The following is a 26,124-nucleotide window of genomic DNA, read 5'->3' as shown; positions in this document are numbered from 1 at the left end:
GCTACGCGGCCTCCTCAGGGTGACGGTGCAATAGACCGCCTGTGGTTCACATCACCCGCGCAGCGTGCCGCCGGTCTTCTTGGTCACATCGGCGACGACCTTGGCGGCGACCGCGTCGATCTCCTGGTCGGTCATGGTCTTCTCGCGCGGCTGGATCGTCACCGCGATCGCGATCGACTTCTTGTCGGGGTCGATGCCCTTGCCTTCGTAGACGTCGAACACGGTCACATCAGTGATCAGCTTCTTGTCGACATTCTGCGCCGCGCGGACGATGTCGCCCGCCTTGACGCTGCGATCGACGATGAAGGCGAAGTCGCGCGACACCGGCTGGAATGCCGAGAGCTCCAGCACCGGCTTGGCGCGCGTCGCCCGCTGCTTGCCTTGCGGGATGCGCTCGAGGATCACCTCGAACACGATCATCGGGCCGTCGGCGCCGAGCGCCTCGGCCGCACGCGGATGCAGCTCGCCGAAAGTGCCGAGCACGTTCTGCGGGCCGATCTGGATGGTGCCGGAGCGCCCCGGATGCAGCCAGGCCGGACCGCCGGGGACGATCTGCAGCGCCTGCATCGGCGCGCCGGCGGCCGCCAGCACGGCGAAGGCGTCGGCCTTGGCATCCATCGCATCCGCCGCAGCCGAGCCGGCCCAGTGCCGCCCGATCCCCTTCGACGAGGCGAAGCCATGGCGCACGCCGGAGGCGGCGACCAACTGGTCCTCCGGGCGGTCGCCGCGGAACACCTGGCCGACCTCGAACAGTGCCACATCGGGATAGCCACGATTGATGTTGGCCTGAACCGCCGCGACGAGGCCCGGCAGCAGGCTCGGCCGCATGTCGGAAAGATCGGCCGCGATCGGGTTGGCAAGCACGAGCTCGCTCTGGCCGCCGCCGAACAGTTTTGCCGCGTCATTGGTGATGAACGACCAGGTCACGGCTTCCACCATGCCGCGCACGCCGAGCGCGCGCTTGGCACGGCGGGTGCGCAGCTGCATCGGCGTCAGCACCGGCTTGCGCGGCTCCTCGCCGCGCTCGAACGGCGTCATCGGCACCTTGTCGACGCCGACGATGCGCACGATCTCCTCGACGATGTCGGCCTTGCCGTGCACGTCGGTGCGCCAGGACGGGATCGCGATCTTCACCACGGGGCCGTTGCCGGCCAGCATGAAGCCGAGCCGGGTGAGGATCAGCTTCACCTCGACCAGCGGCACCTCGATGCCGGCGAGGCGCTTCACTTCACTGAGCGGGAAGTCGATGACGCGATCCTCGCCGAACTGCTTGCCGACCACGACGTTCTCGGACGGCGTGCCGCCGCACAGCGCCAGCACCAGCTTGGTCGCGAGCTCGAGCCCGGGCACCATGAAGGCCGGATCGACGCCGCGCTCGAAGCGATAGCGCGCGTCCGAATTGATGCCGAGCTTGCGGCCGGTCTGCGCGATGTTGATCTCGTTCCAGAGCGCCGATTCGATCAGCACGTCGGTGGTGTTGTCGTCGCAGCCCGAGGCCTCGCCGCCCATGATGCCGGCGAGCGATTCGACGCCGTGCTCGTCGGCGATGACGCAGATGTTGCTGTCGAGCGTATAGGTGCGGCCGTCGAGCGCGAGCAGCGTCTCGCCGTCCTTGGCGCGGCGGACGGTGAGGTTGCCCTGCACCTTCTTGGCGTCGAACACGTGCAGCGGGCGGGCGCGGTCGTAGGTCATGAAGTTGGTGATGTCGACCAGCGCGTTGATCGGGCGCAGGCCGATCGAGGTCAGCCGCTTCTGCAGCCATTCCGGCGACGGGCCGTTCTTCACGCCGCGCACCAGCCGCAGCGCGAAGCCCGGACACAGCGTGGCGTCTTCCACCTTCACCTCGACCGGGCAGGGGAATTCGCCCTTGATCGGCCTGATGCCGGGGTCTTTGAACTTGCCCATGTCGGCGGCGGACAGATCGCGCGCGATGCCGTGCACGCCGGTGCAGTCCTGCCGGTTCGGCGTCAAATTGATCTCGATGGTGGGATCGCCGAGCCCGGCCCAGTCGGCATAGCCCTTGCCGAGCGGCGCGTCCGCCGGCAGCTCCATGATGCCGTCGTGATCCTCGGAGATCTGCAATTCCGCCGCCGAGCACAGCATGCCGCGGCTCTCGACGCCTCTGATAGTGCCGACGCCGAGGGTGATGTTCTTGCCGGGGACGTAGGTGCCGGGCGGCGAGAACACGCTGATCAGCCCGGCTCGCGCATTCGGCGCGCCGCACACCACCTGCACCGGCTCAGCCCCGTCGCCGGTGTCGACCATGCACACGCGCAGCCGGTCCGCATTCGGATGCTGCTCGGCCGAGATCACGCGCGCGATGGTGAACGGCGCGAGCGCCTTCGCCTTGTCCTCGATGTTCTCGACTTCGAGCCCGATCATGGTGAGCTTGTCAGCGAGCTTGTCGAGCGGCTCGTCGGTCTCGAGATGTTCCTTCAGCCAGGAGAGGGTGAACTTCATGACGATGACTTCTCCAGTCCCCTCTCCCGCTTGCGGGGGAGGGTTAGGGTGGCGGCTTTCTTCACAATGGGACCGAAGACAAGATTCACGAACTCAAGCCCCCCGCGATCGACGGGATGTCGAGCGGCTTGAAGCCGTAGTGGCTGAGCCAGCGCACGTCGCTGTCGAACAATTGCCGCAGGTCGGCGATGCCGTATTTCAGCATCGCGATGCGGTCGATGCCCATGCCCCAGGCAAAACCCTGGTAGACGTCGGGATCGAGGCCGCAGGCGCGCAGCACGTTGGGGTGCACCATGCCGCAGCCGAGAATCTCCAGCCAGTCCTCGCCCTCGCCGAAGCGGATCTCGCCCTTGTCGCGGCGGCACTGGATGTCGACCTCGAGCGACGGCTCGGTGAACGGGAAGAACGAGGGCCGGAACCGCATGTTGATGTGGTCGACCTCGAAGAACGCCTTGCAGAACTCGTGCAGGATCCATTTGAGGTGGCCGAGATGCGAGCCCTTGTCGATCACCAGGCCCTCGACCTGGTGGAATTGCGGTGTGTGCGTCGCATCCGAATCGATGCGATAGGTGCGGCCCGGGCAGATCACGCGGATCGGCGGCTGCTGGGTCAGCATGGTGCGCACCTGCACCGGCGAAGTGTGGGTCCGCAGCAGCATGCGCGAGCCGTCCTCCTTCGGGTTGAAGAAGAAGGTGTCGTGCATCTCGCGCGCCGGATGGCCTTCGGGGAAGTTCAGCTTGGTGAAGTTGTAGTCGTCGGTCTCGATGTCGGGACCTTCGGCGACCGCAAAGCCCATGTCGGCGAAGATCGTGGTGAGTTCGTCCCAGACCTGGCTCAACGGATGGATGCGGCCGGTCTCCGCCGGCGCCTCGCGCAGCGGCAGCGTGACGTCGATGGTCTCGGCGGCGAGGCGCGCATCGAGCGCGGCCGCTTTCAGCACGTCGCGCCTGGCCGCGAGCGCCTGCGTCACCGCATCCTTGGCGAGGTTGATCTTCGCGCCTTCGGTCTTGCGCTCCTCCGGCGACATCTTGCCGAGGGTGGCGAGCAAGGCCGAGATCGAGCCCTTCTTGCCGAGCGCCGAGACGCGGACCGCCTCGAGGGCGGCCTCGTCAGCGGCTGAGGCGATCTGGTCGAGGATGGATTGTTCGAGCGTTGCGAGGTCGGACACGGTCAATTCCTGCGCTTGAGCGGAGCATGATCCGGTGGGAAGAACCGCTACCCGAACCGGTACCATGCGCCAAAATTCGGCTGGGTTGTCGCCGCCCGAAGGCGGTAACGTCAAGCGAAAAGCCGGTCATTTCGAGCCGGTGGCCGGCAGCATTGAACCCCGCGCGGAGGCCGGGCTACCCAAGGGGAGTTCAAGGAGGCCCACGCGATGTTGCTGCGATCTTGCCTGGCCGTGCCGGCGGTGCTGTTGATGCTCACCACGGTGCATGCCGCGACCGAGGAATGTCCCGCCAAATCGACCCAGATGGACGACATCATCGCGGAGCTTCAGAAGGCGCCGAGCTGCAACCGCGCGATGAAGATCTTCGAGGCGTGCGAATACGGCGCCAGCGGAGACGTCCAGTTCGGCGCCGTGGTCGAGAAGAGGTGCGAGGGGGACTTCCTGTCCGGCCTCGGAGCGTCGCAGAAGAAGGCCTATGCCGGCCAGCTCAAGCGCTGCGACCACAAATACGACCACGAAAGCGGCACCATGTACCGCTCGTTCACGGCGTTCTGCCGGGCGATCGTCGCCCAGCGCTATTCGCAGAAGGCGCTGAAGGCGGGCCCCAAATCGCGTTAGGGCCGCCCCGCCAGGATCAGGCGGCCAGCGCGGCCTTGGCCTTCTCGGCGATCGCCTGGAACGCAACCGGCTCGTGGATCGCGAGATCCGACAGCACCTTGCGGTCGACGACGACGCCCGACTTGGAGAGGCCGTTGATAAACACGCTGTAGGTCATGCCGAACGGACGGACCGCGGCGTTGATGCGCTGGATCCAGAGCGCGCGGAAGGTGCGCTTCTTGCGCTTGCGGTCGCGGAAGGCGTACTGGCCGGCCTTTTCGACGGCCTGCTTGGCGACGCGGATGGTGTTCTTGCGGCGGCCGTAATAGCCCTTGGCGGCCTTGTAGACTTTCTTGTGCTTGGCGTGAGCGGTCACACCGCGTTTGACGCGAGACATGACGGAAATCCTTGATCTGGAAGAGGTGACGGGGCGCCGCGCAGTCGCGGCGAGGGTTCAAGCGATCGGTGCGATCAGGCGTTCGGCAAGAAGTACTTCTTGACGTTGTCGCCGTCGGTCTTGAACAGCACGCGGGTGCCGCGGAGCTGACGGATCTGCTTCTTCGTCCGCTTGATCATGCCGTGGCGCTTGCCGCGCTGGGCGTGCATGACTTTGCCAGTGGCGGTCACCTTGAAGCGCTTTTTAGCGCCCGACTTGGTCTTCAACTTGGGCATTTGGCTCTCCTGTCGCACAGCACGAAAATCGCCCCGAGAGGCGTCCGGCCGGCTAAAATGCTCGTTAGAGCGTTGAAAGTGCTAAGGTTTTTTCCGAATTGAAAGAACCTGCACCGGACGTCGCCACGGCAGCCCTTGATCAGCCGGGCGGCGAAGGCCCGGCTTATGACAGAGGATCGGCGGTTTTGCAACGTTTCAGGCGGGAATCGGGGCCGGAACCGTCTTCCCCTTCCCCCTGAAAAGGGGGAAGGTCGGGATGGGGGTCAGCCGCAAGCGATCCCGTCTGCGGGGACAGCAGATCCCCACCCGCTTTGCTCGGCGAGCAAAACGACCTCCCCTTTTCAAGGGGAGGTGGATCCGGGCTACGGAAACGAAACAGCCCGCCAGATCGCCTGACGGGCCATTTCATTTCAACAAAGCGACAAATTCGAACTAGCGTGGCGCCAGAACCATCACGACCTGGCGGCCCTCGAACTTCGCGTCCTGCTCGACCTTGGCGAATTCGGCGACGTCGGCCTTCACCTTGTCCAGCAGCTTGGTGCCGATCTCCTGGTGCGCCATCTCACGACCGCGGTAGCGCAAGGTGATCTTGACCTTGTCGCCTTCCTCGAAGAAGCGCTGCATCGCGCGCATCTTCACGTCATAGTCGTGATCGTCGATCATCGGGCGGAGCTTGATCTCCTTGATCTCGACGACCTTCTGCTTCTTGCGAGCTTCGGCAGCCTTCTTCTGTGCGGAATACTTGTACTTCCCGTAGTCCATGATCTTGCAGACGGGAGGGCTGGTATTCGGCGAAATCTCGACGAGATCCATGCCGGCTTCCATGGCCATCTTGATGGCCACCATGGTTTCGACGGTGCCCTGATTGACACCCTCCGCATCGATCAGCTGGATCTGTGCGTTGCGAATCTCGTCATTGGTGCGCGGCCCTTCTTTGGCGACTGTGGGCGGGGCTCTATTGGGACGGCGAATGGGTAACTCTCCAAAGTTGTGAAAGGGAAGGCGGATATTTTGAAGCAAGATGCTGCAACGGGCAAGCGAACTCGCTTCTTAAGCGGCAAAACCGCCAATTGCGAGGCATTTTGGCCACGCCCGGCACATATAGCGGGCTCGTCTGCTCCGCAAGGCAGGGGTCGCAGCCGTTGACCGGTGCCGCGCGACAATTGAAAAGCAGATGTCTGACACGCGAGTGACCGAACCATGAGCCAAACCGCCGCATCGGAACAGGAACCTGCCTTCATCGAGGTCGGCGAGGGCAGCGAGGCGCGCCGGATCGCGGTGCGGGCCCGTGCCGGCAGCAATCCCGGGCTGTTCTGGCTCGGCGGCTTCAAGTCCGACATGGCCGGCACCAAGGCGCTGGCGCTCGATGCGTGGGCGGCCGAGCACGGCCGCGGCTGCGTCAGGTTCGACTATTCCGGCCACGGCGAATCCGGCGGCGATTTCGCCGACGGCACCATCGGCCGCTGGCTCGAGGAGAGCGTGGCCGTGTTCTCGCAGTTCTGCAGTGGGCCGCAGGTCGTGATCGGGTCCTCGATGGGCGGCTGGATGGCGCTGCTGCTCGCACGCGAGATTGCCAGGCGCGGGAACGGGAAAGCACAGCTCGCCGGCCTCGTGCTGATCGCGCCGGCGCCCGACTTCACCGAGGAGCTGATGTGGAAGGCCTTCTCGCCGGAGGTCCGCGCCGAGATCGAGGCCAAGGGCATGTGGCTGCGTCCGTCCGACTATGGCGACGGCACGCCCTATCCGATCACACGCAATCTGATCGAGGAGGGCCGCAAACATTTGCTGCTCGGAAGCAAGATCGACGTCGGCTGCCCGGTGCGCATCCTGCAGGGCGCGCGGGATCCCGACGTGCCGTGGAAGCACGCCTTCGCGCTGGTGCACCGCCTGCCGGCTGAAGATGTCGTGCTCACCATGATCCAGGACGGCGACCACCGCTTGTCGCGTCCGCAGGACATCGCCCGCATCATCGTCGCGGTGGCGGAGATCGGCTAAGCTTTTTTCCTTCTCCCCTTGTGGGAGAAGGTGGCGCGGACGATGTCCGCGCCGGATGAGGGGTTCTCTCCGCGGACACAGACCCCTCACCCGTCTCGAATGAGCTCTCGCTCATTCGATCCACCCTCTCCCACAAGGGGAGAGGGAAGAAGAAGCGAGGAGCCGGGAGAGGATACCAATGGACACGACAACAATGCTGCGCGCGTTCTGCGACGCGGTCGAGCAGCGCAACGGCAAGGCCTTCGCTAGCCTTTTCACCGAGGACGGCGTCTATCACGATGTGTTCTACGGTGCCTTCAAGGGCCACGGCAAAATCGGCGAGATGATCGACGACTGGTTCTACCGGACCGCGACCGATTTCCGCTGGGTGATGCATGATCCCGTGAGCGATGGCACGACGCTCTACGCGCGCTACACGTTCAGCTACCGCTCGACCTTGCCGGAAGCCAAGGGCGCGCGTGCGATGTTCGAGGGCGTCGCGATCATGCGGCTGCGCGACGGCAAGATCACGGAGTACCACGAGGTCGCCAACACCGCGCCAGCCTTCGTCGATTTGAACTTCGCGCCGGAGCGGATCGCCAAGATCGTCGGCAAGCAGGGCGCGGAGCTGAAAGCGCGGCCGGAGATGCAGCGGCATCTGGCGTGAGGACTCTCCGTCGTCATTGCGAGGAGCGAAGCGACGAAGCAATCCACGCCTCGGCAAGCCGAGACATGGATTGCTTCGCTTCGCTCGCAATGACGACGGTGAGAGCCTACGGCGGCGGCGGATTGGTCATCGGCTTGCGCTGGGCGAGCGCGGCCACCGTGGAGGTGCCGATCGGACCCTTTTCGTCATAGAGCCAGCATTCGCCGATCGCGATGCCGTCCGTGGCGTGATGGTTGACGACCTCGAAGCCGATCCAGTTGGTCGCCGGCAAACGATGCAGATAGATCGTGACGTCGCTGTTGATGTAGCCGAGCCCCTGGTCGCCGGCATTGGCGAAGGGGCTGGCGAAATCCGCGCCGGTCGCGACATGGACGAACGGCGTCATCTTCACGCCCGCGACGAGCTCGCGCACCTCGCTCATCCAGAGCCGGCGCTCGCCGAGCGAGCCCATATGGCCGACGATCGGCCGCGTCTCCCATTTGCCGTTCATGCCGAGCCTCGGATCGGTCGGCTTCGGAATGTCTGATGGCGCCGGCACGTTCCAGTTCGGCGGCGACCACACATTGCCGGGGGCATTTTCCGTCCGGCGCAACAATTGGCAGGAGGCGCGCGCCATGCTGGTGCCGCCAGAGACAAACTCGGCCTCGATCATCTTGATGCGCATGCCGTCGCGCACGAGCTTGGTCGTCACCTCGATCGGCGTCGTGATGCTGGGCAGCCGGAACATGTCGACCGTCAGCCGCGCCGGGACGAATTCGTCGGAGCCGTGGCGCTCCTCAATGACGAAGGCGAGGAGGCCGATCACGACGCGGCCGTGCAGGGATTCCGGACTCCACGGTCCGTTCGCAACGGCCGTCGGCATGAAGCCGTCGCCGTGCCTGGTGAAGAAGGGCTGGTTTGTCATGGCGTGCGACCATGACGGGAATGGCGCGATGAAATCAAGAGGCGGTGGCCGCGCGCCACTCCTGCTGTACGGTGACGTCGGGCTCGCCGCCGGCGCGCGATGCCAGCGCCGCGAATGCTTCGCGGGCGGTCAGTTGCGACAGCGCCCACACCGCGGCGCCGCGCACCAGCGGGCTCGCATCGTCGAGCAAACGCTGCGCTTCGCCGACAAGGCTTGCGTCACCGGAGTTGCCGATCGCGATCAGCACATTGCGGATGAAGCGGTCGCGGCCGATGCGCTTGACCGGCGACTTCGTGAACAGCGCGCGAAAAGCCGCATCATCGAGCCGTGCGAGATAGGCGAGCGCGGGCGCCCGCAACGTATCGCGCGCGGCGAGCTTCTGCTCGCGCCCCGCTTGCGCGAACTTGTTCCACGGACACACCGCGAGGCAATCGTCGCAGCCATAGATGCGGTTGCCGATGCTCTTGCGGAATTCGTGCGGGATCGGACCCTTGTTCTCGATCGTCAGATACGAGATGCAGCGCCGCGCATCGAGCTTGTAGGGCGCGAGAAACGCCGCGGTCGGACAGATGTCCTGGCAGGCGCGGCAGCTGCCGCAATGATCGGCCTCGGCATCATCGCGCGGCAGCTCGGTGGCGGAATAGATCGCGCCGAGAAACAGCCACGAGCCGAATTCGCGCGACACGAGGTTGGTGTGCTTGCCCTGCCAGCCGATGCCGGCTGCCTGGGCAAGCGGCTTCTCCATGACAGCGGCGGTGTCGACGAACACCTTCACCTCATCGCCGGTGATCGTGGCGAGCCAGCGCGCCAGGACCTTCAGCCGCTTCTTGATCACGTCGTGATAGTCGTCGCCCTGCGCATAGACCGAGATCGCGCCATGCGACCGGCGTGCAAGGATGTCGAGCGGGTCGTCGTCGGGCCCGTAATTGACGCCGAGCATGATGATCGAGCGCACGCCGCCCCACAGCACGCGCGGATCGGTGCGCCGCTCCGGATTGGCCGCGAGCCAGTCCATGTCGCCATGGCCGCCGGAGCCGAGGAATTCGAGGAAATATTTTCCGGCCTCGCTGGTCGCATCAGGCGCGGTGAAGCCGACGGCGTCGAAGCCGAGCGCATGCGCCTCGCGCTGAAGCGCTGCCTTGAGATCGGAAGGGGAGAGCCTGACCGCCGGGTTCAGAAGTCGAGGTCCACATAGGTGCGCGACGCCGGCACCCCCGCCAGCCATTCGCTGAGCAGCGGGCGGAACGACGGGCGGGACTTCACCCGCGCGTACCACGACTTTGCCGCGTCGTCCTCGCTCCATGGCACGTCGCCTAGATAGTCGATCGCCGAGAGATGCGCCGCGGCGGCGAGATCCGCGTAGGTCAGGCGGTCGCCGGCGAGATAGTTCCGCGTCTTCGCCAGCCAGCCGATATAGCTCAGATGATAGCGCACATTGACCTTGGCGGCGCGCATGATGTCGGGCGCCGGCGGGCCGCCGCCATTATCCTCGCTCATGAACCGCTTGTAGATCCGCTCGGTCACCAGCGGGTTGGAGGCTTCCTCGAAGAATTTCTCGTTGAACCACGCCATCAGCCGGCGCACCTCGACGCGCTCGGCCGTCGACGTCGGCAACAGCCGCCGATCGCCGGCATCGAGGCCGTGCGTCTCGTCGACATATTCGGCGATCACAGGCGCACCCGGAATCGGCGGAAAGCTCTCGGCGATCAGCACCGGCGTGGTGGCTGCCGGATTGAGCGCCAGGAACGCCTCGCGCCGTTCCCACACCCGTTCCTCCACAAGGCGCAAATCGAGCCCATACTCGCCGAGCACGAGCCGAATGAAGCGCGAATGCGGACAGAACGGATGGTGATACAGCGTGTACATGAAGCCCTTGGTAGTTTCGCGGCGCTTAAGAAATCATCAACCTGTGCGGTCTGGACCTGTGCTTTGGCCAGACTAGTTCCGGTCGTCTCTATGTCGCGTCAGCACGCAAACCGGTAGCCATCCCCGCAGATGGTGCGGGTCACAAAAACGCTATAGCTCAGCAAATCGGCCGGGTAACCCATTGTTTGACGATTTTTTGCGATTGCGGCCAATGTACGAATAAGCGAGAAGAATCCCGTTTTCCACACAGGGCAGGCCACAACATGATGACGGATATGCTGCGGGCGGTGATTCTCGGCATCATCGAGGGCGTCACGGAGTTCCTGCCAGTCTCCTCGACAGGCCACCTGCTGCTTGCGGAGCGCTTCTTCAATCTGGGCGAAGGCAATTTCTGGAAGAGCTTTGCGATCCTGATCCAGCTCGGAGCGATCCTCGCGATCCTTGCGCTCTACTTCGTCAAATTGTGGCGCGTGGCGCTCGGAATGTTCACCAATCCAGACGACCGCCGCTTCGTGATCGGCGTGCTGGTGGCGTTCCTGCCCGCGGTCGTGATCGGCCTGATCGCCGGCAAATACATCAAGGAGTTCCTGTTCAATCCGTGGGTGGTCTGCTTCACGCTGATCGTCGGCGGCGCCGTGCTGCTGTGGGTCGATCAGCTCGATCTCAAAGTGTACGAGGACGATGCGACCCGCTTCCCGCTGCTGATGTATTTCTGGATCGGCGTCGCGCAGTGCCTGGCGATGATTCCCGGCGTGTCGCGCTCGGGCGCCAGCATCGTGGCGGCGATGCTGCTCGGCGCCGACAAGCGCTCGGCGGCGGAGTTCTCGTTCTTCCTCGCGATCCCGACCATGGTCGGCGCGTTCGCCTATGATTTCTACAAGAACCGGGCCGACTTCACCTCCGACAATCTCAGCGTCATCGCGGTCGGCTTCGTGGTGTCGTTCATCACGGCGATGATCGTGGTGCGGGCCTTCCTCAATTTCGTCACCCGCCGCGGCTTCACCTTCTTCGCCTGGTGGCGCGTGATCGTCGGCACGCTCGGCCTGATCGCGCTGGCGATGGGACGGTAAGGCGCGACGGACACCATCCCATCACCGTCACCCTGAGGAGGCCGCAAAGCGGCCGTCTCGAAGGGCGACGGCCCCGATCCCGGCCGTTCATCCTTCGAGGCTCGCCCAGCGGCGCAATTGCGCCGCAAGGCTCGCACCTCCAGCGACAAAGGCAAAGCCTTTGCGCGGGGATGACGGGGAAGGGCTTGGTAGCGTGGGAAAAACGTAGTGGTGCCGTGCCGGCTCGCGCGGAGCCTGTCATCGGGCGCGCGTTCGCGCGACCCGTTGACTTGGCCGGGACGACAGGTGGAGAGAGCTGCCTACGCGCTCTTCTTCTGGAACTGACCCGTCGCGCGGAAGCGCCAGAGATATTGCGGGGCGATCGCTTCCATCGAATCCGGCGAGATGCCGAGGCCTGCGAAGGTCAGGCCGGCGGCCTTGGCGGCGTCGGACACCACATTGTCCGAACGCAGCATCTCGACCTGGTCCGGCGTCAGCGTGAACGGCCCCGGCGCGAACTGCAGGAAGTACGACTGGAACTTGGCGAGGCCGAACGGTAGCGGCGCCAGCATGCGATCGCGCTGGGTGATCTTGAGGATGATCTGCATCACCTCGCGCATGGTCAGCACTTCCGGCCCGCCGAGCTCGTAAGCTGCGCCCTGCTTCGCCTCGCCGTCCACGGCATGGACCACGGCGTCCGCGACGTCGCCGACATAGGCCGGCTGTACCGTGTTGACCCCGCCGCCGACCAGCGGCAGCACCGGTGACATCCGTGCCAGCGCCGCAAAGCGGTTGGTGAACTGATCCTCGGGCCCGAACAGCAGCGACGGCCGCATGATGGTGGCCGACGGCAAGGCCGCCAGCACCGCTGCCTCGCCGCCCGCCTTGGCGCGGAAATAGCTCGAGGGCGAATCCGCGTCGGCCCCGATCGCCGAGACATGGACCATCCGCCCGCCGGCCGCGGCCGCCGCCTTGGCGATGGTCTCGGCGCCCTTCACCTGCACGGCATCGAAGCTCTGCCCACCGCCCTCGGCCAGGATGCCGACCAGGTTGATGGCGATATGCGAATCACGCATCGCCGCCTCGACCGAGGCCGGGTAGCGCACATTGGCCTGGACGGCATGGATCTGCCCGACCCGGCCGAGCGGCTGCAGATGGCCGGCCAGCTCGGGCCGCCGCACCGCGACTCGGACGCGGTAATCGCGCTTGCAGAGCGCCCGGACCACGTTCCGCCCCAGAAAACCCGATCCGCCGAAGACCGTGACCAGCGTGTCCAGGTTCGATGCCATGGGGTGATTCCTGTGGGATTCGAGAGCGATTGATGTAGGTTAACCGTCTGGCGATACGCCATCGGCCTTATCCTGTACAGGGTATTTGAATTTCCAATCGCGAATTTGACAAGCGCGCAACCGATCCTTACTAAGCCGCTCCACATGCCCAGGTGGCGGAATTGGTAGACGCGCTGGCTTCAGGTGCCAGTGGCTTAACGGCCGTGAAGGTTCGAGTCCTTTCCTGGGCACCACCCCCTTTTTAAGCGATTGAAATCGCTCAGTATCCGGGGGGTGGGTGCGGGCAAGCCGTCACCCAGCGAGGGTAGAGGCGAGACAGCGATTCTACCGTTGGCCCTCATTTCTCGTCGTTAGACGCGACGGACGTAATCTCGTTCGATCCAAATCGAGTACATGTAGCTGGACTCGTCGACCACCTCGCCGACTTCGAGTTCGACCAGTTCTCCCTTGAGATCGACGGTCGGAAAATGGCGGCCGAGACACCTCGTGAAGAATGTCCGCGTTCCCGTGTATTCCGGTAGCGCATCTGGAATCGCCACGACTTCGACTCTGTCCCCGATCTTCATTCCACCATCTCAGGACGGGCTTGACGAGCTTGGCAGGCATCCTGCTCAGCTGGCGCTTGCGATCGTTCCCCCGTGGCGCCACCGCTCCAGTGCGCCGCAAATTTCGGGTTCTCCAGGGGGCGTCGCGCGAAGGCTTCGCGGTTCGCCTTAGATCGCCCATCCGTCGGCGGGATAGGCGACTGCCTCCGCGGGCTCGATCGTCATGCCGAGCCCGTTGCAGAATCGGCTGGAATAGAAGGCGAGCGGGGAACCGTCTCGCTGCCGGCACCAGCGGACCTCGCCAATGAACAGCGTGTGGTCGGCGACGTCAATTGACCGGACCACGTCGCAAGCGAACTGGGCGATCGCTTGCGACAGGACGGGAAACTCTTCCCGGTTGACCAGCGATGGCGAGCTTTCGGCCTGCGGCCTGCCGGAGAAGTGCGCGCAGAGTGTGAGATCTTCCGCGTGAAGGACATTCACGGCGTAACGCTTCGAATCCATGATCGCCTGCCAGGTCCGCCCTCGCATCACCGAGACCAGCACGGTCGGCGGTTTGGTGGAGACGGTCGTGAAGCTGTTGGCCGTCATGCCGACCGGAGTGCCGTTGCGGTCGATGCTCGCCACGACTGTCACGCCTGTGGGGAATCGCGCAGCGGCCGCCCGGAAGCTCGCCGGATCGGGATGCGGGTTCATCGATCGCGCTCCATGGCGAAACGGCAAGAGGTCGCGCCTTTCGGCGTGTGGTTCGAGAGATGGTTTGTCGGCACGCAGTCGCGGCCTGGTGCAAGTGGACCGTACGGCCGGCTCGCGATCATTGTTGCGTCAGGCAGCGAGCGGCGCGCGCCTGTCGATCCAAGCGTGGATGCGCTTGTCGGTCGCGACACGATCCCACTGACGCTCCGGGTAGTTGAAATTATCGGTGAACTCGTCGCAGAGTTCTCGGTCCTGCGCCATGGTGAGGATCAGCCGACCCATCGCCTCGGACGGCGGCCGCAGCATCAGATTCGTCCAGCGCGCAGCCGCGAACACGCGATTTTCGCGGGCGCGATCCACCTCCTCAACGAAGCGTGCGTCGAAGGCCACCGTTTCCACGATCGCCTTGCCGAGTTCGAAGGCGGCGTAGGAGGCGATGTTGGCGCCTTGGCCCATCAGCGGGTCGACCACTGAATGTACGTCGCCCAGCGCGACGGCGAATTTCTCACCATCGAAGGCGACCGACGATTGCCGCACGGTCGGCACCACCGCGCCTTGCAGCAGGTCGAGCGGCTGGGCAAGCCCGAAGCGATGGGTGTCGATCCGGTTGTAGGTGTGCGGATGATGCTTTTCCAGCTTGTCGAGAATTGTCTGGCGGAAGGCTGCAGGGTCCGCGTCGTAGCTCAGCGAGACCAGATCGGCCATGTCGCCGCCGGGAATGTTCTCCATCAGGAGCGCCGTCTTCATGCCGCTGAATGACAGCGTCGGAATGACGATCATCTCGCCATGTCTGGGCGACACCGAGAGCGTGACACCGCGCGGGTCGTCACCGTCCGGGCTGCCGTGATCGACGCCGTCATAGAGGCCCACGCAGAGCAGGCGCTGTGGCTGGCTGTAGGGGGACAACTCCGGCCGATGGGCGAACATTCGCCCGAGCGCACCTTTGCCGGTCGACACGACGAGAAGGTCAAAGCGTGAAACCAGAGCCGGGATGTCGTCGTCCTGGATGCTGGCATATTCGATGCTGCCGCCGCGATGCTCGAAATCCCTCATCAGCGCGGGCAGGTACATGCGGTAATCCACTGCCCGGCTCGGCTTCTTGAACGCGCCGCGAAACAGCAGCCCGTTGCCTGGGAAATTAAAGAAATGGTCGTGGTGGTGGTAGATCGTGGCGGCGTCATCCCAATGGTTCACGCCTAGTTCGTTCTCACGCGCGATGGTGACGCTGTGATGGGCGACCGTGTTCATCAGCCGCGCCGAGGCGTACTGCTCCGGAGTGCGGTCGGTCAGCACCGTCGCCTGGATCCCATGCTGTTGGAGATAAAGAGCCAGATGCAGGCCCCCGATTCCGGCGCCGACGATCCCGATCGATTTGTTCATTGTTGATCCTCCCTGGTTACCGAGAGGCTAGACCGGATCGACTGTGTCCATGTAGGGAATGATAAGAATATTACAAATTCCTGGGAGGAATGCATGGATCGAATCGATGCGCTGCAAACCTTCATTCGCGTGATGGAGGCCGGCAGCTTCAGCCAGGCCGCGAGCGATCTGGGCCTCGGACAGCCGGCCATCAGCAAGCGCGTGGCGTTGTTGGAGGCGGAGTTCGGCTGCCGGCTGTTCGTCCGCACTACGCGCAAGGTTCGTCCGACGCCGGAGGCCGATCGCGTGCTCAAGCTCGCCAAGGATATCGTCGCGCTGTTGGAAAGTGCCAGCACGCCGGCGCAGAGCCGGGTTCGCAGTCCGTCGGGGACCTTGCGAATCACTGTGCCGACCTCGTTCGGTCGCTACTTTTTCCGCGGCATTTTCGCAGAGTATCTTCGCCGCTATCCCGACGTGCGGCTCGATGCGAGCTTCACCGAGCAGTTCGTAGACCTGGTGGAGACCGGGACGGAGCTGGCAATTCGGATCGGAATGCTGAACTCCAGCTCGCTGGTGGCGCGGCGCGTCGGCACCATCAAGCGCCTCCTGGTGGCGGCCCCTTCACTGCTCGCACGGCATCAAGCCCCGCTCCTCCCCGACCATCTGCGCCGCATGCCGAGCGTAACGTATTCACGCTTGTCGCCGCGGAATCAGTGGACGTTCGAAGCCGAGACCGGCCGCCATGTGGTCGAGATCGCGCCGTCCATGACCTGCGACGACGCCGACGTGATGACGCTCGCGACGGTTGAGGGGCTCGGCGTCGCGGTGCTGCCAAGCTGGTGCGCCGTCGAACACATCGCCGCAGGCCGGCTTGTTCATCTGCTGCCGGATTATGCGGTACCATCGCTACCGATGCATCTCGTCTATCCTGACCCGCATTGGATGTCGCGCCGCGCGAGACTATTCCGCGATCTGATCATTGAGCGTGCCGACATGTTTGCGATTGGCTGAACACGTCGGCCGATGCTGGGAATTCGAGAACGCCGGCGATCGCCGCCGCAGCCCCTGCCGTCACACGATCCGTCGGCCCGCGCGTCGCGCGAAGCGACAGCTTCATGACCAACGAATAAACGATGGAGGTAATCCCAGTTCTCTCGTCCTGCGGCATTTTGCCAATTTTGTCCCGACATCGAATTACGCTCAGATCGGGCGCCGACTGGACGGCCCCAGCCGCGCTCCGACTATGCACCACGACAGAGCTTGGCGATGATCGCGATCGAAAGCCGGACGGCGCGAGCTCAATCAGCGCGCATCGCCGCCGTCGACGTCGTCCATGATCTCGACGCCGCCGAGATGATCTGGCGGAGTCTTGAGAACTCGAGTCATTCCATCACGCCCTTTCAGCGGTTCGACTTCCTCGCCCCCTGGCAGCGTGAGGTCGGTGAGCGCGCGGGACTGTCGCCTTTCATCGTCATCGCGCGTGACGGCGATGGCCAACCACGGGGCTTGCTCCCGCTTGCTCTGCAAACGGTTCTCGGCGTCCGCCGCGCGAGCTTCATGGGCGGCGAGCACGCAACCTTCAATATGGGCCTGTGGGAGCGTGGGTTCGCCTTGGGTGCCACGAAGGCCGATCTCCACGCATTCATGGCGATGCTCGCCAAGCGTGACAAAGTCGACGTGCTGGCGTTGCGCCAGCAGCCGGCGCAGTGGCGCGGCGTGCAAAACCCGCTGGCGCTGCTGCCTCATGAGCCCCTGGTCTTGAACTGCCCGATGCGCACAATCGAGCCGGGCGCAACGGCCGCGAACCTGATCGGCAATGCCTCCCGCCGCATGAAGCTCAAGCAGCGCAAACTGCTGGAGCTGACCCGCTACCGCTATCACGTTGCCTCCACTGATGCCGACATTGCCCGTCTGCTCGACTGGTTTTTCCGCGTGAAGTCGGAGCGGTTGGCCGAGCGGAAGGTGTCCAATGTGTTCGCCGAAGGCGCGGTGGAGAACTTCATCCGCGCCGCCTGCACGACAAGGCTGTCCCACGGCGGCCGTGTCATCGAAATCCATGCGCTCGAATGCGACGAGGAAGTGATCGCGATCTTCGCCTTGGCTGCCGATGGCCACCGCTTCTCCACGATGTTCAACACCTACACTTTGTCAGACAACGCGAAACTCAGTCCCGGCCTGCTCCTGATGCAGGAAATCATCCATCATTTTGCCGGCCGGCACTATTGCGCCTTCGACTTCGGCCTCGGCTCGCATGACTACAAGCGGCTGTTCTGCAAGGACGACGAGCCATTGTTCGACAGCTTCATTCCGCTCACCAGGCTCGGCCGACAGGCCGCCGGAGTGATGTCCGCGGTGGGCCGCACCAAGCGGTTGGTGGAACACCATCCGAAGCTCCGCGGCGTTGCGCAGCGCCTTCGCAAGGCCTTGCTTGACAAAGCATTCTGCGCAATTCCTCTCGTTTCCTTGCTTCAAATGTAGCTGCCGAAGCCCGCGTAGCCGGAACGAGCGGCCCTGCCGTCACACGATCCGCCGGCCCGCGCGTCGCGCGATCGGCCGCTGCACGAAATACATCGCGATCATCGAAATGATGGTCGTTGCGACGACGATGTAGCCCAGCCGGTCGAAATGCAGCAGCGAACCGTCGGGATTTTCCGCGATGATCGCCGCCGCAAAGACCGAGCCCAGCCCGCCCGACAGCTGCTGCACCGAGGCCGAGATCGCGCTGAACGATCCGCGCTGGCTGGCGTCGGGAATCGCCGACATCAGGGCCTGGGACGGGATCATGCGCGAGAAGATGCCGATGAACATCAGCACATTGACCAGGATCGCGGTCAGCAGCGAGACGTGGCCGAGGTTGGTGTAGATCAGCACCATGATGACGGACACCACGCAGCCGAACACGAAGGTCGGATATTTGCCGAACGCATCGCTGGCGCGGCCGACCAGCGGCCCGATGATGATGCTGAACAGGCCCGAGACGAGATAGATCGTCGGCAGGTGGACGATGTCGATGCCGAGATTATGCACCGTGAAGGCGCTGCCGAACGGCATCAGCATGAAGCCGCCGGTCGCGAGCAGCGTGGTCACCAGGAAAGCCAGCGTGTAGCGCGGCTGGCCGACAGTCGCGATCAGATGGCGGAACGGATTGCTGTCGTGCTGCAATTTGAGATGGGCATCGACCGGGTGCATCGCGATCGCAATCGCCGCGATCGCGGCAATCGACAGGCCGACGATGGCCACGAAGCAGATGTGCCAGTTCCAGTGATTGGCCAGGAACAGGCCGGCCGGGACGCCGAGCACCTGGCTCGCGGCGAACGCCGTCTGCAGGATGCCCATGGCGCGGCCGCGCTGTTGCAGCGGGAACAGGTCGGTGACGATGGCAAGCACGACGGAGCCGATCACCCCGCCGAACACGCCGGTGACGATGCGGCCGAGCAGCAGCACGTGGAAATTCTGCGCCAGCGCGCAGAGCACGGTGCCGAGCATGAAGCCGACATAGAAGAACAGCAGCAGCCGCTTGCGGTCGAAGCGATCGGCAAAGCCGGCGGCAAGGACGCCGGAAATCCCGGCCGCGAACGCGTAGGCCGAGACCGCGACGCCAAATTGCCCGGCCGTGATGTTCAGCGACGGCATCAGGATGGCGCCGAGCGGCGACATGATGATGAAGTCGAGGATCAGCGTGAATTGCGTGAAGGCGAGCAGCGCGATCAGGAACGATTGGTAGCGCGAGAAGCCGCGCTCCTGCTGGTCGTCGATCGGCGCGGCGATGGTCTGGTCGGACATAAGGCTCATTTCATTTGGGACGGCGGGTTCGGGCTGGCAACAAATAGGGTCGGCGCGGCCCGATTTCATGGGGCGCGCGGGCAACAGTTCCCTCGAAATTGAACGCGTCGCGGCAATGACTTGGCCCCGACTTGGCCGCGTGCCCACGTCGAACTTGGCGAGAAAATGGGGACAGCGGCGCACCCGAGACGCCATGGCGATTTTGTTTCCGGTTGTGTCGGTCGATAACTGCAACGGGTGAATGCTGTACTTCACAACCTTGAAAGCGTGCGCACGTCAAGGATGTGAATCATGCGGATGCATCTCATGGTTCCGTCTGTGGCGACCGCGCAACAGGTCGCTGCAAATCGGTTCAAGTTTGAATGGAGCGATCGGCGGAGCTGAGAGCGGGGCGGGGGTGGCGGGAGGCCGGGCGCTCGGCTTCGCGCCGACGTTGGAGTAAGGGCATGGTTTCCTCGCGGCTCGCGGCGATCCTGTCGTGCACGGCTCTAAGTGTCGGTTGCCTGTTGTCCACATCGCCGGCGTTTGCCGCTTGCGACAGTCTCGCGCCGGCGAGCGGGCAGACGGTAACCTGCTCGACCGCAGCGCCGAATCCCTCGCCGGCCGGCGTGCAGGCCGCTGCCGGCAGCTCGAACGTCACCGTGAACGTGCTGCAGGGCGCCGGCATTACGCCCGGCGCCGGAGCGACCGCGATCGGGCTTGTCTCCGGCAGTGCCGCCACCAATAACGGCACGCTGACCATCAGCGGCGGTGGCACCGGCATCTTCGGCAGCGGCGACGGCAACGTCTTCACCAACGGCGCGTCGGGCGTGATCACGACCTCGGGCGCCGGCAGCAATGCGATCGCCGCCAGCAGCAACGGCAACACGCTGATCAATACCGGGACGATCACCACCCAGGGCCCGCAATCGCACGGCCTTTATGTGCAGACCGGCGACAGCAACACCTTCACCAATAGCGGCACCATCACCACGGCCGGCGCAGGCGCCCGTGCGATCTTCTCCGCCGGCCAGTTTGCGACCATCACCAATACCGGCACGTTGCTCACGACCGGTGGGGACGCGGGCGGCACCGCCAACAACACCGTGTTCATGCAGGGCAATGCGGGCGTGTTGCGCAACAGCGGCACGATCGAGGCGCGCGGCGTCAATGCGGACGGCGTGTTCTCCAACACCGCCGGATCGTCGTTCACCGCCCGCATCGAGAACCTCGCCGGCGGCAAGATCATCAGCCAGGGGGGGCCCGCGATCCGCACGCTCAACGGCGCCACCACCATCGTCAATGCCGGCCTGATCGCCGGCAACAGCGGTACGGCGCTCGCGGGCGGCGGCGGTGCGGTGACGATGATCCTGCAAACCGGCTCGCAGACCGTCGGGCTTGCCGACGGCGGCGGCGGCGGCAACCAGGTGCGGCTGCAAGGCAGCGGCACGGTAGATAATGCGTTCGCGCGATTCCAGACGCTGACGATGGAGGGCAATGACTGGACCTGGGCCGGCACCGGCACCTTCGCCAACACCTTCGACAACAGCGGCTCGCTGACGCTGCAGACGTCGCTGACCGGCAATGTGTCGATCGCGGCCGGCACCAGCCTGCTGGCCGGCAATGGCGCCAATCCGTCGATCACGCCGTTTCCGGGCGGCCCGCCGATCACCGTCACCAATGCCGGCGTCATCAACCTGACCAATGGCGGCGCTACCGCGGCGAACAGCCTGACCATTGCCGGCAACTATGTCGGCAATGGCGGCGGGCTCTATCTGCGCACCGTGCTCGGCGGCGATGGCTCACCGTCGGATCGGCTCGTCATCTCCGGCGGCAATGCGGCGGGCTCGACCGCGGTGACCGTCACCAATGCCGGCGGCGCGGGCGCATTGACCATCGCCGACGGCATCATGGTGGTGCAGGCCGTCAACGGCGGCACCACGGCTGCGGGCGCGTTCGGCCTCTCCAACGCCGTCGTAGCGGGCGCGCACGAATATCTCTTGTTCCGCGGCGGCGTCTCCGCCGGCAGCGCCGACAACTGGTATCTGCGCTCGACATTGTTGCCCGGCACGGCCTCGCCCGCGCCGGCGCCGCCTTTATCGCCCAACGTGGTGCCGCCGCCTCCGGGGCTGCCTGCGGAGGATCTGTCGTCGCTGACGCCGCCGCCGGCGGGCGCCGCGCCGGTCCAGCTCTACCGTGAGGAGGTGTCGGTCTATTCGGCGCTGCCGCAGGTGGCGCAAAAGCTCGGGCTGGCGACGCTCGGCACCTTCCATCAGCGCCAGGGCGATCAGGCCTTGCTGACCAGCGGCGGCGAACAGCCGGCGGCGTGGGCGCGTGCCTATGGCTCGCACAGCTCGCAGAGCTGGGCCGGCACGGTCAGCCCCGCCTTCGACGGCACCATGGCCGGCGTGCAGGTCGGCGTCGACATCCTGCGCTTCCAGTCCGCGCCCGAGCATCATGATCGCGCCGGCTTCTTCTATGCGTATGGCTGGGCCAGCGGCAACATCAGCGGCTTCGCGCTCGGCCTGAACGACGTCCGCATCGGCACGCTCTCGATCGACAGCCAGAACATCGGCGGCTACTGGACCCATGTCGGCCCGTCGGGCTGGTATGTCGACGCCGTGCTGATGGGCAGTTTCTACGGCGCAAGCCCGCAGTCGGATCGTCAGGTCGGCGCACGGGTGTCGGGCACCGGCGTCGCTGCATCGCTGGAAGCCGGCGCGCCGATCCCGCTGAACAGTTTTCTCGCGATCGAGCCGCAGGTGCAGCTGATATGGCAGCGCCAGTCGTTCGACAGCTTCAACGACATGTTTTCGAGCGTCGCGCTCGGCAGTGCCGATACGTTGACCGGGCGGCTCGGCGTGCGCATTCCCTCAACCTTCGTCGTCGGCACGACCGAACTGCTTCCGTATCTCGAGGCCAATCTCTGGCACACGGCCGCGAACGACCGCAGCATCGCCTTCGCGACGACGGACCTGATCGCGTGCAAAGCCGCGGCACCGCCGTCGAGATCGGTGCCGGCGTCTCCGCGCAGCTCAATCGCACGATGCGCCTATGCGAGCGCCGACTACACGACCTCGGTGGACAGCCTCCATCGCGAGGACATCACTGGCCGCTTCGGCCTCCGCGTCAGCTGGCAATGATGGCGCGCCCTCGTGGGGGGCGCGCGGCGGGGACAGCAACCCATTGTCTCCGCTGCACAATGGCGGTACACCCTGAACTATCTGTGCCGGAACAATTAAGGATTCCCGCTGCTCGTGTCCGGCCCTGACGGGCCCCGATACCAATGCGCGATCCGAAGACTGGCGCATGCTCGCCTGTCGGCGGATTGGACGGTAGTTTATTCCGACAGCGATTCGACGAGGTTTTTGACAGCATGACCATCCGCCTGCATCGCGGCGACCTGCCCGATCTGTCCCGCTACACCGATTCGGTGGCGATCGACACCGAGACCATGGGGCTGCATCCGCACCGTGACCGGCTCTGCGTGGTGCAGATGTCGAACGGCGACGGCACCGCCGACGTGATCCAGATTCCGAAGGGCCACACCGATTCGCCGAACCTGAAGGCGCTGCTCGCCAACCCCAAGATCACCAAGATCTTCCATTTCGCACGGTTCGACGTCGCGGTGCTCTACAACACGTTCGGCGTGATGCCGACGCCGGTCTATTGCACCAAGATCGCCTCGCGGCTGTCGCGCACCTACACCGATCGCCACGGCCTGAAGGATCTGGTGCGCGAGGTGCTGAACGTCGAATTGTCGAAGCAGCAGCAGTCGAGCGACTGGGGCGCGCAAAGCCTCAGCGAGGCCCAGCTCGCCTACGCGGCCTCCGACGTGCTGCACCTGCATGCGCTGCGCGACAAGTTGAACGTCATGCTCGCGCGCGAGGGACGGACCGATCTCGCCCAGGCCTGCTTCGATTTCCTTCCCGCCCGTGCCAGGCTCGATCTCGACGGCTGGGAGGCCGAGGACATTTTCGCCCATTCATGATGAGCGCCGAATTCGTCTCGGCCGGGGCAGTTCCGCCCCGTTTCGGCCAAACTGTTCACGCGTGGTCCGCTGCGGGGGCGCGAGGTGAGGTCCGGGCTGCATATTTGGGCGGCTCCGGCTAGAATAGGGGCAGTTTCGCGCCTCTGGAGCTCAGGTGAATTCGGTTCAGAATCCAGCCTATGTCACGGGCCTCGAGGCGCGCTTTGCCGCCGCCGCGCGGCACAGTCGCATGGTGCGGATTCTGCGCGTCGCGGTTCCCGCGATGGTCGGGCTGGCGATGGCCGTGATCATCTACATCGCACTCTTCAATCCGTTCCACGACCTGATCCCCAAGCTGCCGCTCGAGATGGATAACCTCGTCGTGTCCGGCACCAAGATCACGATGGAAGCGCCGCATATCGCCGGCTTCTCCAACGACGGACGGCCCTACGAAATGTGGGCCAAGGCGGCGATCCAGGATGTCACCGATCCCGACCATGTCGAGCTGAAGACGATCCGCGCCAAGGTGGCGCAGCAGGATCGGTCGACGGTGACGATGGATGCGCGCACCGGCTTCTTCGACAACAAGAAGCAGCTGCTCGACTTGCGCCAGGACATCTTCCTGCAGTCGTCCACCGGCTATGAGGCGAGGCTGACGCAGGCCTTCGTCGACATCAACAAGGGCAACGTGTCGTCGGACGAGCATGTCGACGTCAAGCTGCTCGACGGCACGCTGACCGCCGACAGGCTCCGGATCTACAACAGCGGCGAGCTGGTGCGGTTCGAAGGCAATGTCGTGATGAATCTCGACAAGCTTGGTGACAACAATGCTGCCCCGCCTGCCGAGCCCGCTCCACCGCCGCCGCCGCCGAAGCCGCGCAAATCCGCCAACACGAAATGATTTTGATGATGAGACGTTTTCCGCACGGCATGGCAATTGCGGCGTTCCTGCTCGCGCTTTTCTCCGCGAGTGCCGCGTTCGCGCAGGGCTCGATGAGCGGCGTGCCCAACGCCATGCAGGGCTTCTCGCAGAACCGCGACCAGCCGATCCAGATCGAGGCTGCTTCGCTCGAAATGCGCGACAAGAAAAAGGAGGCGACCTTCGCCGGCAATGTGAAGGTCGTGCAGGGCGACACCACCATGACGTCGAAGACGCTGGTCGTGTTCTACGAGGATAAATCGACCCAGGCGCCGGCGCCCGCCCCGGCCGGCACCAAGGGGGCAAACGCCAAGGGCGCCGCGCCGATGCAGACGGCAACCCCGGGCCCCGGCGGCGCCTCCTCGATCAAGCGGCTGGAGGCGAAGGGCAATGTCGTCGTGACCCAGAAGGATCAGGTCGTCACCGGCGAGACCGCGATCTTCGACACCAAGACCAATCTGATCACGATGCTTGGCGGCGGCGGCAGCCAGGTGGTGCTGACCCAGTGCCAGAATGTGCTGCGCGGCGACCGCCTTTTGGTCGACATGACCACCGGCGTCTCGCGCGTCGAAGCCGACAATGGCAAGGTGCAGGGCCTGTTCATCCAGTCGCCGGGCGGACAGAGCGGCAAGTGCGGCACGCCGGCCGCCCCCGGCTCAGCCCCGGCCCCGTCGCCGATGCAGCTGCTTCCCGGCGGCAAGTCCAAGTAAGCTTCACGTAAGGTCAAGCAGAATCAATCAGTTAGATAATATTCTGCGGCCGCGTGGTTGAAGCCGGCGGGGCGAGACTGTATCTACTGCAGCGGCCCGGCCGAACAATGCGCCTCGAGGGGAATATGTTGGCCGGGACAGGGGCATCCATTCATTCAAGGCGCGGGTGATCGCGCTTTGCCGTGTTGTTCGAGCATGATCTCCGCGCAAACGCGTCCGCTTTTGTCGCGCGGGAAGGCCGGTATTCAGATTTCCGGCTCATGCTTGCGGCTTCGCACGCGAATCGATCGATGCGCAGGCGAGGTCGCGGGATCACCGTGAAAGGCTGAAGCGAAGCGGGGATGGTGGATTTTCTCGGCATGTTCCGGCGGCGCTCTGCGAAACGCAGTACCGGATTTGCGCGCTCGCATGACGACATTACGGCGCTCGACGACCAGTTCGGCGAGATGCTGACGTCTCCAGTGCGCGACGCGCCGCCGATGGCGCGCGCCGCGTCGGCTCCCGGCGTCGAGCTGCCGCGATCCCAACCGGCAGCAGCGCTGGCGCGGGCGAGGCCGGCCAGGAACAGCGCGCCCGCCGCGCCGCAGCTGATCAAGCGGCCGGGTTATCTGGCTGTGCATAGCGTGGAAAAGAGTTTTGGCAGCCGCCAGGTCGTGCGCGGCGTCAGCATCTATGTGCGCCGTGGCGAGGCGGTCGGCCTGCTCGGGCCCAACGGCGCCGGCAAGACCACCGTGTTCTACATGATCACCGGGCTGATCAAGGCCGATCGCGGCGCGATCGAGCTCGATGGCCACGACGTCACCAAGCTGCCGATGTATCAGCGCGCGCGCCTTGGCATCGGCTATCTGCCGCAGGAAGCCTCGATCTTCCGCGGCCTGTCGGTCGAGCAGAACATCCGCGCGGTGCTCGAGGTCGTCGAGCCCTCGAAGAAGAAGCGCGAGCACGAGCTGGATTCGCTGCTCGACGAGTTCAACATCACGCGGCTGCGCAAGAGCCCGTCGATCGCGTTGTCCGGCGGCGAGCGCCGCCGCGTCGAGATTGCGCGCGCGCTGGCGACGCGCCCCAATTACATGCTGCTCGACGAGCCGTTCGCCGGCATCGACCCGATCGCGGTCGGCGACATCCAGGACCTCGTCCGCCATCTCACCAACCGCGGCATCGGCGTGCTCATCACCGACCACAATGTCCGCGAGACGCTCGGCCTGACCGACCGCGCCTATATCGTCTATGCCGGTGAAATCTTGACTGAGGGAAGCCCGGAGGAGATCGTTAATGATCCCGATGTACGTCGGCTTTACCTTGGCGAGGAATTCCGCCTGTAGCGCATGATCCGCCAAAGTGTGAAGCGGTTTGGCGATAAGATCATGCGCTAATTAAAGAATTTGACGCGCGATCGGACGCAAAACAGGGGCGTCCACTTTTGCTGATCGCGGTTATCGCTATTTTCCAATCCGTCAAGCCGTGTACAAGGGCTTCGGACTAATATAAGCAAGAATCGAGCCAACTTTTAGGATCGT

The 26,124-nt window shown here is 64.7% G+C and carries 24 protein-coding genes and 1 tRNA gene; 12 read left to right on the top strand and 13 right to left on the bottom strand.

What is annotated here, in order from left to right; all coding sequences use genetic code 11:
* Positions 1 to 51: 51 nt before the first annotated feature.
* Positions 52 to 2,460 carry a phenylalanine--tRNA ligase subunit beta gene (gene pheT / locus J2R80_RS06225; RefSeq protein WP_253638197.1) on the bottom strand — a complete coding sequence of 803 codons (2,409 nt, stop codon included), beginning with the start codon at positions 2,458 to 2,460 and terminating at the stop codon, positions 52 to 54.
* An 85-nt stretch (positions 2,461 to 2,545) separates the two neighbouring features.
* Positions 2,546 to 3,628, bottom strand: coding sequence for a phenylalanine--tRNA ligase subunit alpha (pheS, locus tag J2R80_RS06220; protein ID WP_057020440.1), 1,083 nt, complete (start codon positions 3,626 to 3,628; stop codon positions 2,546 to 2,548).
* Between the two features lie 207 nt (positions 3,629 to 3,835).
* On the opposite strand from pheS, the gene J2R80_RS06215 reads away from it, so the two are divergent.
* On the top strand, positions 3,836 to 4,246 hold the full coding sequence (locus tag J2R80_RS06215; RefSeq protein ID WP_253638196.1) for a hypothetical protein: 411 nt from the start codon (positions 3,836 to 3,838) through the stop codon (positions 4,244 to 4,246).
* Between the two features lie 16 nt (positions 4,247 to 4,262).
* Here J2R80_RS06215 and rplT read toward each other — a convergent pair whose 3' ends face one another.
* The 3 genes from rplT to infC all read right to left on the bottom strand — a co-directional run bounded on the left by rplT (position 4,263) and on the right by infC (position 5,869).
* Positions 4,263 to 4,622, bottom strand: a complete 360-nt coding sequence (gene rplT, locus J2R80_RS06210; RefSeq protein ID WP_018269297.1) for a 50S ribosomal protein L20 — start codon at positions 4,620 to 4,622, stop codon at positions 4,263 to 4,265.
* A gap of 74 nt (positions 4,623 to 4,696) precedes the next feature.
* The gene (gene rpmI, locus J2R80_RS06205) at positions 4,697 to 4,897 is read right to left on the bottom strand and encodes a 50S ribosomal protein L35 (protein WP_008539890.1); all 201 of its coding nucleotides are present in this window, start codon (positions 4,895 to 4,897) and stop codon (positions 4,697 to 4,699) included.
* Positions 4,898 to 5,329: 432 nt separating this feature from the next.
* A complete protein-coding gene (gene infC, locus J2R80_RS06200) occupies positions 5,330 to 5,869 on the bottom strand; it encodes a translation initiation factor IF-3 (protein ID WP_026192043.1) in 540 nt (179 codons plus the stop codon).
* A gap of 228 nt (positions 5,870 to 6,097) precedes the next feature.
* Here infC and J2R80_RS06195 point away from each other — a divergent pair, with 228 nt between their 5' ends.
* Positions 6,098 to 6,892 carry a carboxylesterase gene (locus J2R80_RS06195; RefSeq protein ID WP_253638195.1) on the top strand — a complete coding sequence of 265 codons (795 nt, stop codon included), beginning with the start codon at positions 6,098 to 6,100 and terminating at the stop codon, positions 6,890 to 6,892.
* A gap of 178 nt (positions 6,893 to 7,070) precedes the next feature.
* Positions 7,071 to 7,538, top strand: a complete 468-nt coding sequence (locus J2R80_RS06190) for a nuclear transport factor 2 family protein (RefSeq protein ID WP_253638194.1) — start codon at positions 7,071 to 7,073, stop codon at positions 7,536 to 7,538.
* A gap of 106 nt (positions 7,539 to 7,644) precedes the next feature.
* Here the strand turns inward: J2R80_RS06190 and J2R80_RS06185 are convergent, their stop codons facing one another.
* The 3 genes from J2R80_RS06185 to J2R80_RS06175 are packed head-to-tail and all read right to left on the bottom strand — an operon-like array spanning position 7,645 to position 10,308.
* Positions 7,645 to 8,442, bottom strand: coding sequence for an acyl-CoA thioesterase domain-containing protein (locus J2R80_RS06185; RefSeq protein ID WP_253638193.1), 798 nt, complete (start codon positions 8,440 to 8,442; stop codon positions 7,645 to 7,647).
* Positions 8,443 to 8,476: 34 nt separating this feature from the next.
* Positions 8,477 to 9,667, bottom strand: coding sequence for a tRNA epoxyqueuosine(34) reductase QueG (gene queG / locus J2R80_RS06180; RefSeq protein ID WP_253638192.1), 1,191 nt, complete (start codon positions 9,665 to 9,667; stop codon positions 8,477 to 8,479).
* Positions 9,616 to 10,308: a glutathione S-transferase family protein gene (locus J2R80_RS06175; protein ID WP_057020382.1), complete on the bottom strand. Its 693-nt coding sequence runs from the start codon at positions 10,306 to 10,308 to the stop codon at positions 9,616 to 9,618. The genes queG and J2R80_RS06175 overlap by 52 nt, the downstream gene beginning before the upstream one ends.
* 263 nt (positions 10,309 to 10,571) lie before the next feature.
* On the opposite strand from J2R80_RS06175, the gene J2R80_RS06170 reads away from it, so the two are divergent.
* Positions 10,572 to 11,378 carry an undecaprenyl-diphosphate phosphatase gene (locus tag J2R80_RS06170; protein ID WP_028341730.1) on the top strand — a complete coding sequence of 269 codons (807 nt, stop codon included), beginning with the start codon at positions 10,572 to 10,574 and terminating at the stop codon, positions 11,376 to 11,378.
* Positions 11,379 to 11,677: 299 nt separating this feature from the next.
* Here J2R80_RS06170 and J2R80_RS06165 read toward each other — a convergent pair whose 3' ends face one another.
* Positions 11,678 to 12,646: a complex I NDUFA9 subunit family protein gene (locus tag J2R80_RS06165; RefSeq protein WP_253638191.1), complete on the bottom strand. Its 969-nt coding sequence runs from the start codon at positions 12,644 to 12,646 to the stop codon at positions 11,678 to 11,680.
* A 146-nt stretch (positions 12,647 to 12,792) separates the two neighbouring features.
* Here J2R80_RS06165 and J2R80_RS06160 point away from each other — a divergent pair.
* Positions 12,793 to 12,879 (top strand) — tRNA-Leu (locus tag J2R80_RS06160).
* Between the two features lie 117 nt (positions 12,880 to 12,996).
* Here J2R80_RS06160 and J2R80_RS06155 read toward each other — a convergent pair.
* From J2R80_RS06155 to styA, 3 genes are all read right to left on the bottom strand, one after another.
* On the bottom strand, positions 12,997 to 13,185 hold the full coding sequence (locus J2R80_RS06155) for a hypothetical protein (RefSeq protein ID WP_253638190.1): 189 nt from the start codon (positions 13,183 to 13,185) through the stop codon (positions 12,997 to 12,999).
* Positions 13,186 to 13,359: 174 nt separating this feature from the next.
* On the bottom strand, positions 13,360 to 13,887 hold the full coding sequence (locus J2R80_RS06150; protein ID WP_253638189.1) for a flavin reductase family protein: 528 nt from the start codon (positions 13,885 to 13,887) through the stop codon (positions 13,360 to 13,362).
* A 129-nt stretch (positions 13,888 to 14,016) separates the two neighbouring features.
* Positions 14,017 to 15,267, bottom strand: a complete 1,251-nt coding sequence (gene styA, locus J2R80_RS06145) for a styrene monooxygenase subunit StyA (protein ID WP_253638188.1) — start codon at positions 15,265 to 15,267, stop codon at positions 14,017 to 14,019.
* Positions 15,268 to 15,360: 93 nt separating this feature from the next.
* On the opposite strand from styA, the gene J2R80_RS06140 reads away from it, so the two are divergent.
* Both J2R80_RS06140 and J2R80_RS06135 read left to right on the top strand, forming a co-directional pair.
* A complete protein-coding gene (locus J2R80_RS06140) occupies positions 15,361 to 16,257 on the top strand; it encodes a LysR family transcriptional regulator (protein WP_057020387.1) in 897 nt (298 codons plus the stop codon).
* 255 nt (positions 16,258 to 16,512) lie between these two features.
* Positions 16,513 to 17,724, top strand: coding sequence for a GNAT family N-acetyltransferase (locus J2R80_RS06135; protein ID WP_253638187.1), 1,212 nt, complete (start codon positions 16,513 to 16,515; stop codon positions 17,722 to 17,724).
* A 39-nt stretch (positions 17,725 to 17,763) separates the two neighbouring features.
* Here J2R80_RS06135 and J2R80_RS06130 read toward each other — a convergent pair whose 3' ends face one another.
* A complete protein-coding gene (locus J2R80_RS06130) occupies positions 17,764 to 19,029 on the bottom strand; it encodes an MFS transporter (protein WP_253625216.1) in 1,266 nt (421 codons plus the stop codon).
* Positions 19,030 to 19,475: 446 nt separating this feature from the next.
* Here J2R80_RS06130 and J2R80_RS06125 point away from each other — a divergent pair, with 446 nt between their 5' ends.
* The 5 genes from J2R80_RS06125 to lptB all read left to right on the top strand — a co-directional run bounded on the left by J2R80_RS06125 (position 19,476) and on the right by lptB (position 25,929).
* On the top strand, positions 19,476 to 22,151 hold the full coding sequence (locus J2R80_RS06125; RefSeq protein WP_253638186.1) for an autotransporter outer membrane beta-barrel domain-containing protein: 2,676 nt from the start codon (positions 19,476 to 19,478) through the stop codon (positions 22,149 to 22,151).
* Between the two features lie 233 nt (positions 22,152 to 22,384).
* Complete coding sequence (locus J2R80_RS06120) at positions 22,385 to 22,999, top strand: ribonuclease D (RefSeq protein WP_076833773.1); 615 nt, start codon at positions 22,385 to 22,387, stop codon at positions 22,997 to 22,999.
* Between the two features lie 154 nt (positions 23,000 to 23,153).
* The gene (lptC, locus tag J2R80_RS06115) at positions 23,154 to 23,879 is read left to right on the top strand and encodes an LPS export ABC transporter periplasmic protein LptC (RefSeq protein WP_057020391.1); all 726 of its coding nucleotides are present in this window, start codon (positions 23,154 to 23,156) and stop codon (positions 23,877 to 23,879) included.
* Positions 23,880 to 23,884: 5 nt separating this feature from the next.
* On the top strand, positions 23,885 to 24,607 hold the full coding sequence (locus J2R80_RS06110) for an LptA/OstA family protein (protein WP_229193451.1): 723 nt from the start codon (positions 23,885 to 23,887) through the stop codon (positions 24,605 to 24,607).
* Between the two features lie 341 nt (positions 24,608 to 24,948).
* Complete coding sequence (gene lptB, locus J2R80_RS06105) at positions 24,949 to 25,929, top strand: LPS export ABC transporter ATP-binding protein (RefSeq protein WP_253588365.1); 981 nt, start codon at positions 24,949 to 24,951, stop codon at positions 25,927 to 25,929.
* The last annotated feature ends 195 nt before the right edge of the window (positions 25,930 to 26,124 follow it).

The organism is Bradyrhizobium sp. USDA 4541, assembly GCF_024171085.1.
GTDB lineage: Bacteria > Pseudomonadota > Alphaproteobacteria > Rhizobiales > Xanthobacteraceae > Bradyrhizobium > Bradyrhizobium australafricanum.
The sequence above is the reverse complement of the archived record's forward strand: the minus strand, read 5'-3'. Positions and strand labels throughout refer to the sequence as shown.